This window comes from Peribacillus alkalitolerans (assembly GCF_010882125.1).
Lineage (GTDB): Bacteria > Bacillota > Bacilli > Bacillales > DSM-1321 > Bacillus_BN > Bacillus_BN alkalitolerans.
In genome coordinates this window covers 251928-269382 of record NZ_JAAGVZ010000004.1, presented here as the reverse complement: position 1 = coordinate 269382, position 17455 = coordinate 251928, and the positions used below count along the sequence as shown (strand labels likewise).

Sequence of the window (17455 nt, the reverse complement as noted above, 5' to 3'; positions counted from 1 at the left end):
ATCCCTGAAAGATGATCAGGTTGATAGGTCTGAGGTGGAAGCGTGGCGACACGTGGAGCTGACAGATACTAATAGATCGAGGACTTAACCACAATTTATTTACTCATGTGTTGCAAAAAACCTTATTGTTATCTAGTTTTGAAAGAATAATTCTTTCACCTTTATATGTCTGGTAATGATGGCGAAGAGGTCACACCCGTTCCCATTCCGAACACGGAAGTTAAGCTCTTCAGCGCCGATGGTAGTTGGGGGTTTCCCCCTGTGAGAGTAGGACGTTGCCAGGCAATGAGAAGAGGATCAGCTGAAGAGCTGGTCTTTTTTGTTTGTTCTTTTTTAAATAACCGGGAGGTTAATGATTATGAAGAGACAGGTCTTCATTTAAATACAAAAATCCTTTCAATAATATTCAGAAAACAATTGACTTACATTTTATAGGGTGTTAATATTTTCCTCTGTGACAAAAAATGTTAGGAGGGGAATATGTGATTAAGTTAGAAGGGATTAGCAAGTCTTATAAGATCGCTAAGCGTGCTTCTGGTTTAAGGCAAGCAGCTAAGGCGCTTTTTTATCGGGAGCATACGATAATTCCTGCACTAAAAGATATCACTTTTTCAATTGAACCAGGTGAAATTGTCGGATATATTGGTCCGAATGGGGCCGGGAAATCGACTACTATTAAAGTGATGAGTGGCATTTTAGTGCCTGACAGTGGAAGCTGTAGCATCATGGGCTTTACTCCATGGCAAGATAGAGTACAATATGTGAAAAATATTGGAGTGGTTTTTGGACAGCGCTCACAGCTTTGGTGGGACGTACCTGTCATCGATTCATTTGAACTTTTACGAGATATTTATAAAGTACCACAGAACGAATATGAAAATAATCTCAATATGCTGGTGGACGCACTCGAACTGAAAGAGTTATTGAATTCTCCAGTACGTCAATTAAGTTTAGGTCAACGCATGCGTTGTGAAATTGCTGCTTCCCTTCTACATAGTCCCCAAATTTTATTCTTGGATGAGCCTACAATTGGACTTGATGCCGTATCTAAAATTGCAGTTCGTCAGTTTATCAAAAGGATTAATCAAGAAAGAGGAGTTACCATTATTCTTACAACTCATGATATGAGTGATATAGAAGCATTGGCTGAAAGGGTAATCTTAATAGGAAAAGGAAGATTGCTTTATGATGGTAACTTAGGGGAGTTACGTAACCGATTTGGGACGGTAAAAACAATCACGGTCGATTACCAAGAAAATTTGAACCCTTTTCAAATACCGGGTACTTCTATAATCTCGTGGTCACCAGAAAGAGCAGTATTAAGTGTCGATACAGAGAGGGTGCTAACATCAGAAGTGATAACCCAGTTATCTATAATGCTTGATCTTATTGATGTAGCGATTGAAGCTCGTCCCATTGAAGACATTATTGTACAACTTTATAAGGAGTATCAAATATGAGTTTATATTACTCCGTATTGAAGTTACGTTTGCTAAATGGTATGCAGTACAGGGCAGCTGCATTGGCAGGTGTGGCTACACAATTTTTTTGGGGATTCATGTTTATCATGATTTTTCAGGCTTTCTTCGAGAATTCTACGGTTAACCCACCTATTTCATTAAAAGAACTCATTATTTACCTATGGCTGCAGCAAGCTTTTTTAACTTTTATCATGCTATGGTTCCGAGATAACGAAATATTTAATCTCATAACAACTGGGAATATTGCATATGAGCTTTGTAGGCCATGTGAGATTTATGGCTTCTGGTATGTAAAGTTGCTAGCCCAGCGTTTATCAAGTGCATTACTTCGCTGCTTCCCCATACTAATAGTCGCTTTCTTTTTGCCAGAACCTTATCGAATGACTCTCCCGTCTAGTATGACAACAGGCATTTTATTTCTTCTAACATTAATTTTAGGATTATTTCTTGTGGTTGCAATTTCTATGTTCATTTATATATCTGTTTTTATCACGATGTCACCAGTAGGTTCAACTTTAGTAATTGGTGTAATAGGTGAATTTTTCGCTGGATTAATTATTCCTATCCCTCTTATGCCGGAATGGCTCAAGAGCATTGCTTATGTATTGCCATTTCGATATACTGCAGACTTTCCATTTAGGGTTTACTCTGGGCATATTCCGCAGAATGAAGCTCTCATAGGGTTACTGATACAACTAACATGGCTATTCGTCCTTATTTGGCTTGGGAAATTGGCACTAAACAAAGCTTTACGAAGAGTAGTCGTTCAAGGGGGGTGACAGCGTTTGCGTCTATACTTTAAATATTTGCTCATTTTATTAAAATCCCAAATGCAGTATCGAACATCTTTTTTTCTATTATCTTTTGGCCAATTTTTCATTCCATTTGCTGTGTTTGCGGGACTTTACTTTATGTTCGAACGATTTGGTCAGATAAAAGGATGGGAGTTCTTTGAGGTAGCACTTTGTTTTGCGGTTATTCATATTGCATTCTCTGTTAGTGAATGTTTTGCCCGGGGCTTTGATGCTTTTTCCAGTCTTGTTGTGAATGGGGAGTTTGATCGACTTCTAGTGAGACCTCGGAGTACTGTTATTCAAGTATTAGGGTCAAAGTTCGAATTTACAAGGATTGGTCGCTTTCTTCAAAGTTTTTCAGTATTAGTTTGGGCATTATTCAATCTTTCAATAGATTGGGATGCCATGAAAGCTATAACTCTTTGTTTCATGATTATCAGTGGAGTATTGATTTTTGTGGGAATCTATATACTTGCAGCCACCATGTGTTTTTGGACGGTTCAAGGGTTAGAAGTAGCTAATATTTTTACGGATGGTGGAAGGGAAATGGCTCAGTATCCGTTAAATATTTATCAGAAATGGGTCACGAAATTTTTTACATATGTGATTCCTTTCGGTACAGTGAACTACTTACCTCTCAAATATATACTCGGGAAAATTGACGGGAATGAGTTTCTTTATATGCTAACACCTGTTATGGGATGCCTTTTCATCCTTCCTTGTCTTTTTGTATGGCAAATTGGAGTAAGACATTATCGATCAACGGGATCATAAAAGAGAGAGCAAGAATAACCCACTGAGGTATTCTTGCTCTTATTTATCTCATAAAAATTTATCCAAATGCCTGTAATTAATATGACCAAATATCCGTCCCGATGAAAGGATTGTACGAATTTCATGTTGATCATAATCCCATCCAATTGAATCTGATAGGCTAATCAATTGAGGGATATCCGTTTCATCAAAAGACTCTAATTGAAAGGTTTGTAGTTTCATGTTATTGGTCCTTTACACTTTCAACCGCCTTCTTCAAGTGATGTAGGTGATCTCCATCTTCTTTTTTTAGGATTTTGATGAATAGGGGTTTTATTAATTTCATCATGATGCCAGATGCATTTACTTCACACTGAAAATCTATCTTTGTACCTTCAACGACTTTATTGAACTGATAGTGGTAAATCACTTCCATGCCTTGAGTGACGTTTTTAACGGAGTAAGCCTGATTTGGTATATATTTAATAATTTCAATTACGGCTTCAGCATCCCTGCCCCTTATTACTCTCGTTTCCTTAAATTGAGTGCCTACAGTGATGGGACCATCTGTGATCTTTACCGTTTGTTTTACATTAGGCATGATTTTATTGGAGTTCTCCATATTAGTAGAAAAACTAAATACTTCATCAATAGGTTTATGAATTGTTATTGTATCTGAAAAAGCCGCCATTGTTTTTCACTCCTTATAGATGGATAATCTCTAAGCCATTTAATTCAGGTGTTTTAATTTCACCATCTTTAATCCATTTCACATCTCCTATTATTCCCAAATTATTAGATTCTATAATAATACCATCTCCATCATTACAAGCTAGAATGGAGGCTCCAGTAATCTTCGAATAAAGTAACACTTGGTCTATAAAATCTTGATTCCATCTGTTGAAGTGTGGAAGAAATTCAAAAGGTACAATCGAAAGTGTCTGTAATTCTGGAAGGTTTTGCAGAGTTTTTTCCATATTGCTTACGAATAACTGAAATAAACCAGCATTATGGCCAAATTGGACAGCTCCTCCACTTACTCCTATTAATATCCCCCCATCTAAGACATATTTCTGTAAAGTTAGGAAGAAATTATGTTTAACAAGATTATTCCTAAGATAAATGGGATTGCCTCCAGATAAATGGATGGCATCGCATGATAAAAGCTCATCCACTTGGGATGGGAGGAACTTATTTTCTAAGTCAAAAAAATAAAAATCATTCATTCCATATTGTTGGTAATAAGAAATTTGTTTCCGGAAGAAGTTTTGTCTGGATCGCCTGTAGCAGGAATATATCCAATTTTGGATGATTGTCCCTTTGGTAAGGCAGAAATAAGTCTTTCATCTATGCGTCTATTCTCTTGGATGATTTGGTCGCTATATAAAAATAGTTTTTCCATGTTTTCACCCACTATTAATTCATTATTCACATAATATTACAACGATTTTGATAAAAATGTTGAATATGATTGAATTTGATTGGATATGATGGTTTTTCCAAAAATACCATGATTGATTTTGATTGTATTTGATTGATTTTGGGCGATTATCTAGTTATACTATGGATACGTCAATTAAAGGAGTGAAGGGATTTGTTAACTGCAGAACGTCACCAGATCATCCTTGATCTATTAACAGATTCAGGTGTTGTTGATTTGCAGAAACTTGTACAAAGTACGAGTTCTTCTGAATCAACCATTCGTAGGGATCTTGCATACTTGGAGCAAAGAGGATTATTGAAACGAATCCATGGAGGAGCGACTGTACCTTACTCTAAAATTGATGAACCTAACTTATTAGATAAAAGTTCAAAGAATAGTCAGGCTAAAAAAGAAATAGGTAAATGGGCTGCCAGTCTAGTCCGTGATGGAGATTGTATTTATCTAGATGCCGGAAGTACGGTTTCAGAAATGCTTCCATATTTACTTCAGAAGAAAATTGTAATCGTTACCAATGGTTTAATGCATATAGATACCCTTGTGAATTCAGAAATCCCAGCTTATTTGTTAGGTGGAAGGATGAAAGCGAATACAAAAGCAATGGTTGGTGCCTCAGCCATTCACAGTATCAAGCAATATCGATTTGATAAGTGCTTTCTCGGAATGAATGGGATAGATATCAAGAATGGGTTTACGACTCCTGACCCTGAAGAAGCACAAATAAAACAGTTGGCAATTGATATGGCCGAGAAAGCTTTTGTTTTAGCGGATTATAGCAAGTTCAATGAAACATACTTTGCGAAAGTGGCAGATATAGAACAGGCTAGTGTCATTACTATCGGATTAGATTCTCACATCGCTAAATCCTATGGCCAAAAAACAAGCATAGAGGTAGTGACATCATGATATATACAGTTACCTTAAATCCTTCAATCGATTATATAGTCGAAGTTGAGGATTTCAAAATAAATACGGTGAACCGAATGGAAAGAGAAGCTAAGTATCCTGGCGGTAAAGGGATTAATGTTTCAAGAGTATTAAACCGTATCGGTGTTCCTACGAAAGCATTAGGTTTTCTTGGTGGGTTTACAGGGAGCTTCATTAAAGAAGCTCTAATCTCCGAGGGAATCGACACAGATTTTGTAACTGTAGAAGGTGATACTCGTATCAACATTAAGTTAAAAGCTTTACAGGAGACTGAAATTAATGGAAACGGACCAATTATTTCTCCTAACTCCCTTGATACTCTTCAACAGAAACTGGATGAGATGAGAGAGGGGGATTACCTTGTACTTGCTGGTAGTGTACCTTCTACTTTACCTGAACAGCTTTACGCTTTTTGGACAGGAGTTTACGGAAAGAAAGGAATCAAGGTCGTTGTGGATGCTAGGGGGAAGGTTTTAGAAGAAGCATTGAAGCACCGTCCATTTATGGTGAAACCCAATCATCATGAATTAGCCGAACTTTTCAATGTAAGCATATCCTCTCTCCAAGATATTGTGTTTTATGGAAGAAAAGTGGTGGAAATGGGAGCTCAAAATGTGATTGTTTCGATGGCTGGTGAAGGGGCACTTTTAATTACAAAAAATAAAGTGTACAAAGCAACTGTGCCAAACGGGGAAGTTGTGAATTCAGTTGGTGCAGGTGATTCTCTAGTGGCTGGTTTTACCGGTACTTTTTCGGAAACGGACGACATCATAAAAAGCTTCCAATTCGGTGTTGCCTCTGGTAGCGCAACGGCATTCAGCAGTGACCTGTGCACGAAGGAAAAGATAGATTCTTTACTTGAACAAGTAAGGATAACAGAAGTTTAATAGGGAGGGAAAAATATGAGAATAACAGATTTGCTAAAAAGAGATACAATCATAATGAATCTAGAGGCTTCCACAAAGGAAGCGGTCTTAAATGAAATGATTAATAAATTAGAGTCGGCAGGTCGATTAAATTCAGCAGAGCAATTTAAAGAGGCGATTTTAAAAAGAGAATCTCAAAGTACAACAGGTATCGGGGAAGGTATTGCTATTCCACATGCAAAAACAGCGGCAGTTAAAGTACCTGCACTTTGTTTTGCGAAGTCGGATGATGGAGTAGACTTTGAATCTCTGGATGGAATGCCAGCACATCTAGTGTTCATGATCGCGGCAAGTGAAGGCGCAAACCAAACTCATTTGGAGACCCTATCTAAACTTTCATCATTCTTAATGGATCCTAATTTCCGAAAAAGACTTTTGGAGTCGAAATCAGCGGATGAGCTACTTAGCATTATTGAAGAAAGAGAAATAGAAGAGGATGGCCCTGCACCTGAAGAAGACCTGTCTGCAACTGAACAATATGTATTAGCAGTGACAGCTTGTCCAACAGGGATTGCCCATACGTATATGGCGGCAGATTCTCTAAAGGCTAAAGCGGCAGAGCTTGGGATTGCCTTGAAGGTGGAGACCAACGGATCAACAGGAGTCAAAAATGCTTTAACAGCTGAAGACATCGAGAAAGCCACAGCTATTATTGTAGCAGCGGATAAGCAGGTGGAAATGGAACGTTTTGCTGGTAAGCATGTGTTACAGGTTCCAGTGGCAGATGGAATACGTAAACCTCAAACGTTACTTGAGAAAGCATTAAATCAGGAAGCGCCTGTATACAAGGTATCTAGTAGAGGGTCCATTAAGGATGTGGAAGTAGAATCGGCAGGGAAGGGTTCTTACTTTTACAAACCTCTAATGAATGGAATCTCAAATATGCTTCCGTTTGTTGTCGGGGGTGGATTGCTAATTGCCCTATCCTTTTTATTCGGTGGAATCAATGCAGAGGGCCCTTTTGCTGAGACATTGAATAAAATCGGTGGAGCCAATGCATTCTTTTTAATGGTCCCTGTTCTAGCAGGGTTCATTGCAATGGGAATTGGTGATCGTCCTGCCTTTGCACCAGGTATGGTTGGTGGATTACTGGCTGCCACTGGAGGTGCAGGTTTCTTAGGGGGCTTAATCGCCGGCTTCTTGGCTGGTTATGTTGTATTAGGATTAAAGAAGCTATTCGAGCGCCTTCCACAATCGTTAGAAGGAATCAAACCTGTGCTACTCTATCCATTCTTTGGGATTCTCATTGTGGGTGTTGCTATGATTTTTGTTGTCAATACTCCAGTGAAGTTCATCATGGATGGGTTAACTGTGTGGTTAAACGGTTTTAGTGGTGCTAACATTGTCATCCTTGGTCTAATTCTTGGTGGTATGATGGCAGTCGATATGGGTGGCCCAATTAATAAAGCTGCCTTTACGTTTGGTATTGCTATGATTGATGCAGGAAACTTCGGTCCTCAAGCAGCCGTAATGGCAGGGGGAATGGTTCCTCCACTAGGATTAGCGCTTGCTACGACTATTTTCAAATCAAAATTTACTAAAGCTGAGAGAGAAGCTGGAAAAACTAATTATATAATGGGGGCATCCTTTATAACTGAAGGAGCTATACCATTTGCGGCAGCAGATCCAATTCGTGTTATAGTTGCTTCCGTTGTTGGATCAGGGTTAGCTGGTGGCCTAGCTTTATTATTTGGATGTACCTTACAAGCTCCACACGGAGGTATTTTCGTACTTTGGGCTGTTCAAAATCCAATTATGTACGGATTGGCAATTCTCATAGGTGCCATAGTAACAGCAACAATCGTGGGAATCTGGAAAAAGCCTGTTCAAAATTAATATTCTTCAAGTTGATAACTTTCTTAACCACCTGTACAATGTTTGATTACAGGTGGTTTTTTATTTTTAGAGGCGGAACTTAAACAATTAGTTTCGGAACATGTACTTCCGTTTTTAGGAATGACTGTTTTAGTAATGTTTGTTGCTTTTTAGTGAAATTTAACTTTAATTATCTGAGGTGATTGTAGCGGAGAACACTTGCTCCTCGAAAATGCATTCGCATTTCCTTCGTGCGGTGTTTAATCGAGGAAGCTTATCCAATGTCCTGCGGAAAAAAGAGAAAAGTGGGAGACACCACAGGAGGTAACGCCGAGGAGGCTCCCATCCTTCCCAGCGGAAAGCAAATGCCTGGAGCTACAATCAACGGACAAACTTTCTAGTCTAATAATACAATCCATACGAAAAGTGCCTTAACAATAAAAACTTATGCTATTTTTTACATACTTCTCTTGCAGGAGGTTATCATGAAACAACCTACAAAAAAAACTTTCGAGGTAGGGCAGGATGAGACGATTGATGCCTGCTTAGACCGAATGAGAAATGAAGGGTATATGCCTGTCAAAAGAATTGAAAAGCCGATTTTCCAGGAAGTGAAAGAAGGAAATCAGACAGGATTTGAGCCAATTTTCAGAAAAATTGTGTTTGAAGGCAGGAAAATTGAGTAAAATACGAACGTTAATATTGTTTTTGTTGTATAATGTTCGAAAATTGATTGACGTAACTCGATATGATTGGTATGATACAACTATACAAAGCGTTCTCTCATATAATCTTGGGGATATGGCCCATAAGTTTCTACCCGTTTACCGTAAAATGAACGGACTATGAGAGGAAGTATGAACGATTTGGTCTTGATAGAGGTCCGTTTCGTATGATGACCTCTTTTCCAAACCGGATGGTCTACTTTCTCTTTTTAGAAAAGTGGATCATCCGGTTTTTTAATGGCTTTTAAATAATTAGAAAAAAATTAATAGAATCCTATTTTCAGGAGGGGACGAAAATGAGACCTCTAGTCGGTGTCATCATGGGAAGCATATCGGATTGGGAAACAATGAAGCATGCATGTGAGGTGCTTGATCAATTGGAGATTCCGTACGAAAAGAGAGTTGTTTCTGCCCATAGAACTCCAGATTTGATGTTTGAGTATGCAGATAGTGCAAGGGAACGTGGAATTAAGGTCATTGTTGCTGGTGCAGGGGGTGCAGCCCATCTGCCAGGCATGGTAGCCTCTAAGACGACGCTTCCAGTCATCGGAGTCCCTGTCCAAACGAAAGCACTTCAAGGAATGGATTCGCTTCTCTCTATCGTCCAAATGCCTGGAGGAGTTCCTGTGGCAACCGTAGCCATTGGAAGAGCAGGAGCCACGAATGCTGGATTATTAGCAGGACAGATTTTATCCATCCAAGACGATGAATTAGCAAGTAGGCTGAATGAATTGAGACAAGAAACGAAAGAAAAGGTGCTGGAGAGTAATGAACAGCTTAAATAAGACAATTTTACCTGGGCAAACCATTGGAATCGTCGGCGGTGGACAACTGGGAAGAATGATGGCACTTGCTGCTAAGGCAGCGGGATTCAAAATTGCTGTATTAGATCCAACTCCGAATTGTCCATGTGGTCAAGTTGCAGATATTGAAATAACGGCTGCTTATAACGACCTGGAAGGTCTGCGATTGCTTGCAGATGCAAGCGATGTCATTACCTTTGAATTTGAAAATGTGGATGCTGTTGCTTTGGAGTGGTTACAAACGAACTGCTATGTTCCACAAGGGTCAGAACTATTAAAAATAACCCAAAATCGGATTAGAGAAAAGCAGGAAATTGAAAAAGCCGGAGCGATTGTCGCACCTTATGCTGTCATCACTGACGTTAGCGAAATTTATGATACTATAGAAAAGCTCGGCTATCCAAGTGTGTTAAAGACAGCTAGAGGTGGTTATGATGGGAAAGGCCAATTGGTCATCCGTGATTTTGGCGATATAGAAAAGGCTAAGGAGTTGCTAGTACAGGGTGTTTGTGTCCTAGAGTCTTGGGTGCCTTTTGTAAAGGAGATATCCGTCATTGTTTCACGGAATGAAAACGGTGAAACAGCGGTATTCCCAGTTGCCGAAAACATCCATAAAGACAATATTTTGCACCAATCCATTGTACCGGCACGGATTTCACTTGAAGCAGAAGAAATGGCCCGTAAGATTGCACTGCAGCTTGCAGGCTCCATGAACCTGATTGGGACGCTTGCAGTGGAAATGTTCCTGAAAGAAGATGACAGCATCATCATCAATGAGTTGGCTCCAAGACCTCATAATTCAGGGCATTATACGATGGAAGCATGTGAAACGTCTCAATTTGAACAACATGTAAGAGCGGTTTGCAATTGGCAGCTAGGAAGAACAGATTTAATGAGGCCTGTCATCATGACAAACATTCTTGGTGAGCATTTGGATACACTATTGAACAAAATACCAACGTTACCAGATTGGAAAATCCATCTTTACGGTAAAGCTGAAGCAAAGGAAAAGCGAAAGATGGGCCACGTGAACTTGATGCGTGAAAATGTAGAAACAGCCATGATGGAAGTGCGTGAAAGTGGAATTTGGTAACTACTTAAAGAACCGGAGGAACAAAACATGATTGAACGTTACACTCGACCAGAAATGGGTGCGATTTGGACAGAAGAAAATCGCTTTAATGCTTGGTTAGAGGTAGAAATTCTTGCTTGTGAAGCTTGGGCGGAACTAGGGGCAATCCCAAAGGAAGATGTAAAACTACTTCGTGAAAATGCTTCTTTCAACATTGATCGAATCAACGAAATTGAAGTAGAAACACGTCATGATGTGGTAGCATTCACACGTGCTGTCTCTGAAACTTTAGGAGAAGAGCGCAAGTGGGTCCATTACGGTCTTACTTCCACTGACGTGGTAGATACAGCTCTTTCTTATATGATTAAACAAGCAAATGAGATCCTTCAAAGAGATATCGAAAACTTCGTAGAAATCTTAAAAGTGAAGGCTCAAGAGCATAAACACACGGTTATGATGGGTCGTACACATGGAGTTCATGCTGAGCCAACAACTTTCGGATTAAAAATGGCGCTATGGTACGAAGAAATGAAGCGTAACCTAGAGCGTTTCAAAGAAGCTAGACGAACTGTAGAGTTTGGAAAAATTTCTGGAGCAGTTGGTACATATGCCAACATCGATCCGTTTGTTGAACATTATGTGTGTGAGAAACTTGGAATCCAAGCTGCACCTATCTCTACTCAAACATTGCAACGTGATCGCCATGCACACTATATGAGCACGATTGCTCTTGTTGCGACAAGCATTGAGAAGTTTGCGGTCGAGATTCGTGGATTACAAAAGAGTGAGACACGTGAAGTGGAAGAGTTTTTTGCCAAAGGTCAAAAAGGATCTTCTGCAATGCCTCATAAACGTAATCCAATCGGTTCTGAGAACATGACGGGAATGGCCCGTGTCATTCGTGGATACATGATGACGGCATATGAGAATGTAGCATTATGGCATGAAAGAGATATCTCTCATTCTTCTGCAGAACGAATTATCTTACCAGATGCGACAATCGCATTAAACTATATGCTGAACCGCTTCGGAAATATCGTGAAGAATTTGACGGTATTCCCTGAAAATATGAAGCGCAACATGGATCGTACGCTTGGATTAATCTACTCTCAACGTGTTCTACTTGCTTTGATTGACAAAGGTCTTGTACGTGAAGAAGCGTACGATACAGTTCAACCGAAGGCAATGGAAGCTTGGGACAAACAAGTTCCTTTCCGTCAATTAATCGAGGAAGACGAGAAGATTACAAGCTTGTTATCTAAAGAAGAAATCGATGATTGCTTCGATTATAACTATCATTTAAAAGCAGTAGACGGGATCTTTGATCGTCTAGGCCTATAAAATAGCAGATTCTTGTCCCTTATCCGATAAGGGGCAAGAATCCCAATACCTCTTTATCACCTATAATTTTCATACTATTCTTATTTTTGGAGGTTGCCTCATGGAAAAGCGTGAATTGCTTTATGAAGGAAAGGCAAAACGAATTTATACTACGAATGATGAAAACGTTGTATGGGTTGAATACAAGGATTCAGCAACAGCCTTTAATGGAGAGAAAAAGGCGAACATAAACGGAAAAGGTGTACTGAATAATGAGATTACTAGTTTACTATTTTCAAAGCTAGAGCAAGCAGGCATCCCTTCCCACTTTATCGAAAAGCTTTCGGAAAAAGAGCAGCTGGTAAAGAAAGTGAACATTATACCTTTAGAAGTAGTAGTAAGGAACTTGGCAGCAGGCAGCCTTTCAAAACGTTTAGGAATGGTAGAGGGCACGAAGCTTAACAAGCCAATGGTTGAGTTTTATTACAAGGATGATAATTTAGGTGATCCACTTTTAACAAATGCACATATTGAGGAACTAGAAATTGTTACAGAAGAAGAGCAGAATCAATTACAGGAAAAAGCTCTAGCTATCAATACAGTGTTAACTCAATTTTTCGAAGAGTGCGGAGTAAGGCTAGTGGATTTTAAACTTGAGTTTGGTAAAACAATCGATGGCGAAATTTTATTAGCTGATGAAATCTCACCTGACACTTGCAGGCTATGGGATATGGAAACGAATGAAAAGCTTGATAAAGATGTATTTCGTAGAGACCTAGGCAGTTTAACTGAAGCTTACGAACAAATTTTAACTCGACTTGGAGGCAAATTACATGTATAAAGTGAAGGTATTTGTAACGTTAAGAGAAAGCGTATTAGATCCTCAAGGAACAGCAGTGAAAGGTTCTTTACACAGCCTTTCGTTCACGGAAGTAAAAGATGTTCGTATCGGAAAATACATGGAGCTTACTTTAGAAGATTCCGTAAAAGATGTTGATGCTGCAGTTAAGGAAATTTGTGAGAAATTATTAGTTAACACGGTTATCGAGGATTACCGTTATGAGGTCGAGGAGGTCGTGGCTCAGTGAAATTTGCAGTCATTGTTTTCCCAGGCTCGAACTGTGATGTAGATATGTATCATGCCATCAAGGATGGTTTAGGAGAAGAAGTAGATTATGTCTGGCATACAGAAGGTAACCTTGATCAATATGATGGAATCCTTTTACCTGGTGGATTCTCTTATGGTGACTACCTTCGTTCTGGTGCAATCGCTCGTTTTTCTAATGTAATGAAGGAAGTAGTAAAGGCAGCAGAAGCTGGTAAGCCTGTACTTGGCGTATGTAACGGATTCCAAATCTTACTAGAAGCAGGTTTACTTCCAGGAGCAATGAGAAGAAATCAAGGATTAAAATTTATGTGCCGCAATGTAGAACTAAAAGTTGAAAACAACGAAACAATGTTTACAGCAGGCTATGAGCAGGGGGAAGTGATCACAGTCCCTATCGCACATGGAGAAGGAAATTACTATTGCGATGAGCAGACTTTAGAAGAACTAAAAGCAAACAAGCAGATTGCTTTCACATATCATGGTGAAAATCCAAATGGTAGTTTAGTAGATATTGCTGGTATTACAAATAAGCAAGGAAATGTTTTAGGAATGATGCCGCATCCAGAGCGTGCTGTTGAAGAATTGTTAGGAAGCAAGGATGGAATTAAATTATTTCAATCGATCGTGAAATATTGGAGGGAAGCACATGTCGTTAATGCTTGAGCCAAGTCCGGAAATGATTAAAACAGATAGAATTTACGCAGAAATGGGACTATCCGATGAAGAGTTCGCGATGGTAGAGAAAATTTTAGGTCGTACTCCTAACTACACAGAAACAGGCTTGTTCTCTGTTATGTGGTCTGAGCATTGCTCTTATAAAAATTCTAAGCCAGTCCTTCGCAAGTTCCCAGTAACAGGTGAAAAGGTTCTTCAAGGACCAGGAGAAGGTGCTGGTATTGTCGATATCGGTGACAATCAAGCGGTTGTGTTCAAGATTGAATCCCATAACCACCCATCAGCCATTGAACCGTATCAAGGAGCAGCGACTGGGGTAGGTGGAATCATCCGTGACGTATTCTCCATGGGTGCTCGCCCTATTGCTCTTTTGAACTCCCTTCGATTTGGTGAGCTTGACGATGAGCGTGTGAAATATTTATTTAAGGAAGTTGTAGCTGGTATCGCTGGATATGGAAACTGTATTGGGATTCCTACTGTTGGTGGAGAAGTTCAATTCGATGCTCCTTACTCTGGTAATCCACTTGTCAATGCAATGTGTGTTGGATTGATCAACCATGAGGACATTAAAAAGGGTCAAGCACATGGTGTCGGAAATACTGTTATGTACGTAGGTGCTAAAACAGGCCGCGATGGAATCCATGGTGCAACTTTCGCTTCTGAAGAATTGACAGATGCTTCGGATGAAAAACGCCCTGCTGTACAAGTCGGCGATCCATTCATGGAAAAGTTACTTTTGGAAGCTTGCTTGGAATTGATTCAGTCTGATGCCCTTGTAGGAATCCAAGACATGGGTGCTGCTGGTTTAACAAGCTCCTCAGCAGAAATGGCAAGTAAAGCTGGATCAGGGATCGAAATGAACTTAGATTTAGTGCCCCAACGTGAAACGGGCATGACAGCTTATGAAATGATGCTTTCTGAATCGCAGGAGCGCATGCTGATTGTTGTTACAAAAGGACGCGAGCAAGAAATCGTTGACCTTTTCTCAAAATATGACTTAGAAGCCGTATCGATCGGTAGAGTAACGGATGATAAAAAGCTACGTTTACTTCATAACGGTGAAGTAGTTGCAGATTTACCGGTAGATGCTTTGGCGGAGGATGCACCTGTGTATCATAAACCTTCAGCAGAGCCACAGTATTACCGTGACTTCCAAGCAATGGAGCAATATGTTCCAGAAATTACAGACAATGAAGCTACTTTAAAAGGTCTTTTATCTCAACCAACGATTGCGAGCAAGGAATGGGTATATGACCAGTACGATTACATGGTACGTACTAGTACAGTCGTTGCACCTGGATCTGACGCAGCAGTAGTTCGTATCAGAGAAACGAATAAAGCTTTAGCGATGACTACTGATTGTAATTCACGCTACTTATATTTAGATCCTGAAACAGGTGGAAAAATCGCGGTGGCGGAAGCAGCTCGTAACGTGATTTGTTCTGGTGCAGAGCCATTGGCAATTACAGACTGCTTAAACTTCGGAAATCCTGAAAAACCAGAGATCTTCTGGCAGATAGAAAAGGCAACGGACGGAATGAGCGATGCTTGCCGTACATTAGGAACACCTGTAATCGGTGGAAACGTATCGCTTTACAATGAAACTAATGGTGTAGCGGTCTACCCAACACCTGTAGTGGGAATGGTAGGTCTAATCCATGATGTTAACCATATTACGACTCAAAGCTTTAAAGAAGCAGGGGATTTAGTCTATGTCATCGGAGAAGCTGGAACTGACTTCGGAGGTAGTGAGCTTCAAAAAATGACTGAAGGTACTATTTTTGGCAAGGCTCCACACCTTGATCTTGAAGTGGAAGCAAAACGCCAGTCACAAATTTTACAAGCCATTCAAAATGGTTTGGTAGCATCAGCACATGATGTTGCTGAAGGCGGATTATCGGTTGCAATAGCAGAATCTTTATTTAAAGGAAAAGGACTTGGAGCAAGTGTAGTTCTTTCAGGCAATGAAGTTTCTGCACTATTTAGCGAAACGCAATCAAGATTCTTAATATCTATCAAAAATGAAAATAAACAAGCATTTGAAGAAGCCGTTGAGGATGCAATTTTCTTAGGAGAAGTAACGAACTCACCAATCCTTCACATTGAGAACACTGATGGGAAAGTATTAATTGATACTAGCGTGGTAGAATTAGAGACTGCTTGGAGAGGAGCTATCCCATGCTTGCTGAAATAAAAGGCCTAAACGAAGAATGTGGTGTTTTTGGTGTGTGGGGTCACCCAGACGCAGCCCAAATTACGTATTACGGTCTTCATAGCCTTCAACATAGGGGCCAAGAAGGAGCAGGAATGGTCCTGACAAGTGGTGAAGAGCTTCGTGGTGTCAAAGGCGAGGGTCTTGTGACTGAGGTATTCACATCTGATAAGATGAAGGACCTTTCAGGAAAGTCGGCAATTGGACACGTACGATATGCAACTGCAGGAGGCGGCGGATATGAAAACGTCCAGCCCCTTCTGTTCAACTTCCAAACTGGAAGTATGGCATTGGCACATAACGGAAATATAGTAAATGCCACTCAACTAAAAGCACAGCTAGAAGCGCAAGGAAGTATTTTTCAAACCACTTCAGACACAGAAGTTCTTGCTCACTTAATCCGTCGTGGAGGCTTCAGCGATTTGAAGGAAAGAGTGAAAAATGCGTTGAGCATGCTTAAAGGAGCCTATGCATTCCTTATCATGACGGAGTCCGAAATGTTGGTTGCTTTAGATCCAAATGGCTTACGTCCGTTATCCCTTGGTCAATTAGGTGATGGTTATGTAGTCGCGTCTGAAACATGTGCTCTTGATATTGTCGGAGCAAAATTCATTCGTGATGTAGAACCGGGAGAGCTTCTTATTATTTCAGATGAAGGAGTTAAATCAGAGAGATTTGCTCATTCAAATACTCGTTCTATGTGTACGATGGAATATGTTTATTTTTCTCGACCTGATAGCAATGTCGATGGGATCAACGTTCATACAGCCCGTAAGAACCTAGGGAAACGCCTTGCGATGGAAAAGCTTATTGATGCTGACGTTGTAACCGGTGTTCCTGATTCTAGTATTTCGGTTGCTATCGGATATGCGGAAGCTTCTGGTATTCCATATGAAATGGGATTAATCAAAAATCGCTATGTTGGCCGTACGTTTATCCAACCCTCTCAATCTTTACGTGAACAAGGTGTGAAGATGAAGCTTTCACCAGTCCGTGGAGTGGTTGAAGGAAAACGCGTCGTCATGGTGGATGATTCGATTGTAAGAGGAACGACAAGCAAACGTATCGTCAAGATGTTAAAGGAAGCTGGAGCGAAGGAAGTCCATGTGGTGATTAGCTCCCCTCCTATCAAAAATCCATGTTTCTATGGAATCGATACGTCTACAAGTGAAGAATTAATTGCATCAAAACTTTCTGTAGAAGAAATCAGAGAATTGATTGGGGCGGACTCCCTAACATTCTTAAGTGTCGAGGGAATGGTCGATGCAATCGGGCGCCCTTTTGATGATGAAACTCGTGGACAGTGCCTAGCTTGCTTTACTGGTAAATATCCAACAGAAATCTATGAAAGTGCATTGCAGCCTTTTCAAAAATGTTAATGTGGGTTACCCGAAGCCAACCGT

General features: G+C 40.1%; 19 protein-coding genes, 2 rRNA genes and 1 riboswitch. Of the genes, 17 read left to right on the top strand and 4 right to left on the bottom strand.

Features of this window, described 5'->3' with window-relative positions; all coding sequences use genetic code 11:
* The 5 genes from G3O09_RS07415 to G3O09_RS07395 form a co-directional block, all read left to right on the top strand.
* Positions 1-92 (top strand): 23S ribosomal RNA (locus tag G3O09_RS07415); the annotation flags it as partial.
* Between the two features lie 76 nt (positions 93-168).
* Positions 169-284 (top strand): 5S ribosomal RNA (gene rrf / locus G3O09_RS07410).
* Between the two features lie 198 nt (positions 285-482).
* The gene (locus G3O09_RS07405) at positions 483-1460 is read left to right on the top strand and encodes an ABC transporter ATP-binding protein (RefSeq protein ID WP_338048405.1); all 978 of its coding nucleotides are present in this window, start codon (positions 483-485) and stop codon (positions 1458-1460) included.
* The gene (locus G3O09_RS07400) at positions 1457-2260 is read left to right on the top strand and encodes an ABC transporter permease (RefSeq protein ID WP_163100850.1); all 804 of its coding nucleotides are present in this window, start codon (positions 1457-1459) and stop codon (positions 2258-2260) included. Before G3O09_RS07405 ends, G3O09_RS07400 begins: the two co-directional genes overlap by 4 nt.
* Before the next feature lie 6 nt (positions 2261-2266).
* Positions 2267-3049: an ABC transporter permease gene (locus G3O09_RS07395; protein ID WP_205439625.1), complete on the top strand. Its 783-nt coding sequence runs from the start codon at positions 2267-2269 to the stop codon at positions 3047-3049.
* Between the two features lie 48 nt (positions 3050-3097).
* Here the strand turns inward: G3O09_RS07395 and G3O09_RS07390 are convergent, their stop codons facing one another.
* The 4 genes from G3O09_RS07390 to G3O09_RS07375 are packed head-to-tail and all read right to left on the bottom strand — an operon-like array spanning position 3098 to position 4430.
* Positions 3098-3271 carry a hypothetical protein gene (locus G3O09_RS07390; protein WP_205439624.1) on the bottom strand — a complete coding sequence of 58 codons (174 nt, stop codon included), beginning with the start codon at positions 3269-3271 and terminating at the stop codon, positions 3098-3100.
* A gap of 1 nt (position 3272) precedes the next feature.
* A complete protein-coding gene (locus tag G3O09_RS07385; RefSeq protein WP_163100849.1) occupies positions 3273-3719 on the bottom strand; it encodes an SRPBCC family protein in 447 nt (148 codons plus the stop codon).
* 13 nt (positions 3720-3732) lie between these two features.
* Positions 3733-4254: a Type 1 glutamine amidotransferase-like domain-containing protein gene (locus G3O09_RS07380; RefSeq protein WP_163100868.1), complete on the bottom strand. Its 522-nt coding sequence runs from the start codon at positions 4252-4254 to the stop codon at positions 3733-3735.
* A complete protein-coding gene (locus tag G3O09_RS07375; protein ID WP_163100847.1) occupies positions 4251-4430 on the bottom strand; it encodes a hypothetical protein in 180 nt (59 codons plus the stop codon). The genes G3O09_RS07380 and G3O09_RS07375 overlap by 4 nt, the downstream gene beginning before the upstream one ends.
* A gap of 192 nt (positions 4431-4622) precedes the next feature.
* On the opposite strand from G3O09_RS07375, the gene G3O09_RS07370 reads away from it, so the two are divergent.
* The 12 genes from G3O09_RS07370 to purF all read left to right on the top strand — a co-directional run bounded on the left by G3O09_RS07370 (position 4623) and on the right by purF (position 17431).
* Positions 4623-5375 (top strand): DeoR/GlpR family DNA-binding transcription regulator, encoded by a 753-nt coding sequence (locus G3O09_RS07370; protein WP_163100846.1) that lies wholly within the window; start codon positions 4623-4625, stop codon positions 5373-5375.
* Positions 5372-6283, top strand: a complete 912-nt coding sequence (gene pfkB, locus G3O09_RS07365; RefSeq protein WP_163100845.1) for a 1-phosphofructokinase — start codon at positions 5372-5374, stop codon at positions 6281-6283. The genes G3O09_RS07370 and pfkB overlap by 4 nt, the downstream gene beginning before the upstream one ends.
* A gap of 15 nt (positions 6284-6298) precedes the next feature.
* Positions 6299-8158 carry a PTS fructose transporter subunit IIABC gene (locus G3O09_RS07360; RefSeq protein ID WP_163100844.1) on the top strand — a complete coding sequence of 620 codons (1860 nt, stop codon included), beginning with the start codon at positions 6299-6301 and terminating at the stop codon, positions 8156-8158.
* A gap of 464 nt (positions 8159-8622) precedes the next feature.
* Positions 8623-8823: an NETI motif-containing protein gene (locus tag G3O09_RS07355; protein WP_163100843.1), complete on the top strand. Its 201-nt coding sequence runs from the start codon at positions 8623-8625 to the stop codon at positions 8821-8823.
* A 77-nt stretch (positions 8824-8900) separates the two neighbouring features.
* Positions 8901-9003, top strand: a riboswitch (purine riboswitch).
* A gap of 155 nt (positions 9004-9158) precedes the next feature.
* Complete coding sequence (purE, locus tag G3O09_RS07350) at positions 9159-9647, top strand: 5-(carboxyamino)imidazole ribonucleotide mutase (protein WP_163100842.1); 489 nt, start codon at positions 9159-9161, stop codon at positions 9645-9647.
* Entirely contained in the window at positions 9631-10758 is a 1128-nt protein-coding gene (purK, locus tag G3O09_RS07345) for a 5-(carboxyamino)imidazole ribonucleotide synthase (protein WP_163100841.1), read from the top strand. Before purE ends, purK begins: the two co-directional genes overlap by 17 nt.
* A gap of 27 nt (positions 10759-10785) precedes the next feature.
* Positions 10786-12078 carry an adenylosuccinate lyase gene (gene purB / locus G3O09_RS07340; protein ID WP_163100840.1) on the top strand — a complete coding sequence of 431 codons (1293 nt, stop codon included), beginning with the start codon at positions 10786-10788 and terminating at the stop codon, positions 12076-12078.
* Between the two features lie 100 nt (positions 12079-12178).
* The gene (gene purC, locus G3O09_RS07335) at positions 12179-12898 is read left to right on the top strand and encodes a phosphoribosylaminoimidazolesuccinocarboxamide synthase (protein ID WP_163100839.1); all 720 of its coding nucleotides are present in this window, start codon (positions 12179-12181) and stop codon (positions 12896-12898) included.
* On the top strand, positions 12891-13145 hold the full coding sequence (gene purS, locus G3O09_RS07330; RefSeq protein ID WP_163100838.1) for a phosphoribosylformylglycinamidine synthase subunit PurS: 255 nt from the start codon (positions 12891-12893) through the stop codon (positions 13143-13145). The genes purC and purS overlap by 8 nt, the downstream gene beginning before the upstream one ends.
* Positions 13142-13828: a phosphoribosylformylglycinamidine synthase subunit PurQ gene (gene purQ / locus G3O09_RS07325; protein WP_163100837.1), complete on the top strand. Its 687-nt coding sequence runs from the start codon at positions 13142-13144 to the stop codon at positions 13826-13828. The genes purS and purQ overlap by 4 nt, the downstream gene beginning before the upstream one ends.
* A complete protein-coding gene (gene purL / locus G3O09_RS07320) occupies positions 13812-16034 on the top strand; it encodes a phosphoribosylformylglycinamidine synthase subunit PurL (protein WP_163100836.1) in 2223 nt (740 codons plus the stop codon). Before purQ ends, purL begins: the two co-directional genes overlap by 17 nt.
* Positions 16019-17431, top strand: a complete 1413-nt coding sequence (purF, locus tag G3O09_RS07315) for an amidophosphoribosyltransferase (RefSeq protein ID WP_163100835.1) — start codon at positions 16019-16021, stop codon at positions 17429-17431. Before purL ends, purF begins: the two co-directional genes overlap by 16 nt.
* Positions 17432-17455 lie beyond the last annotated feature (24 nt).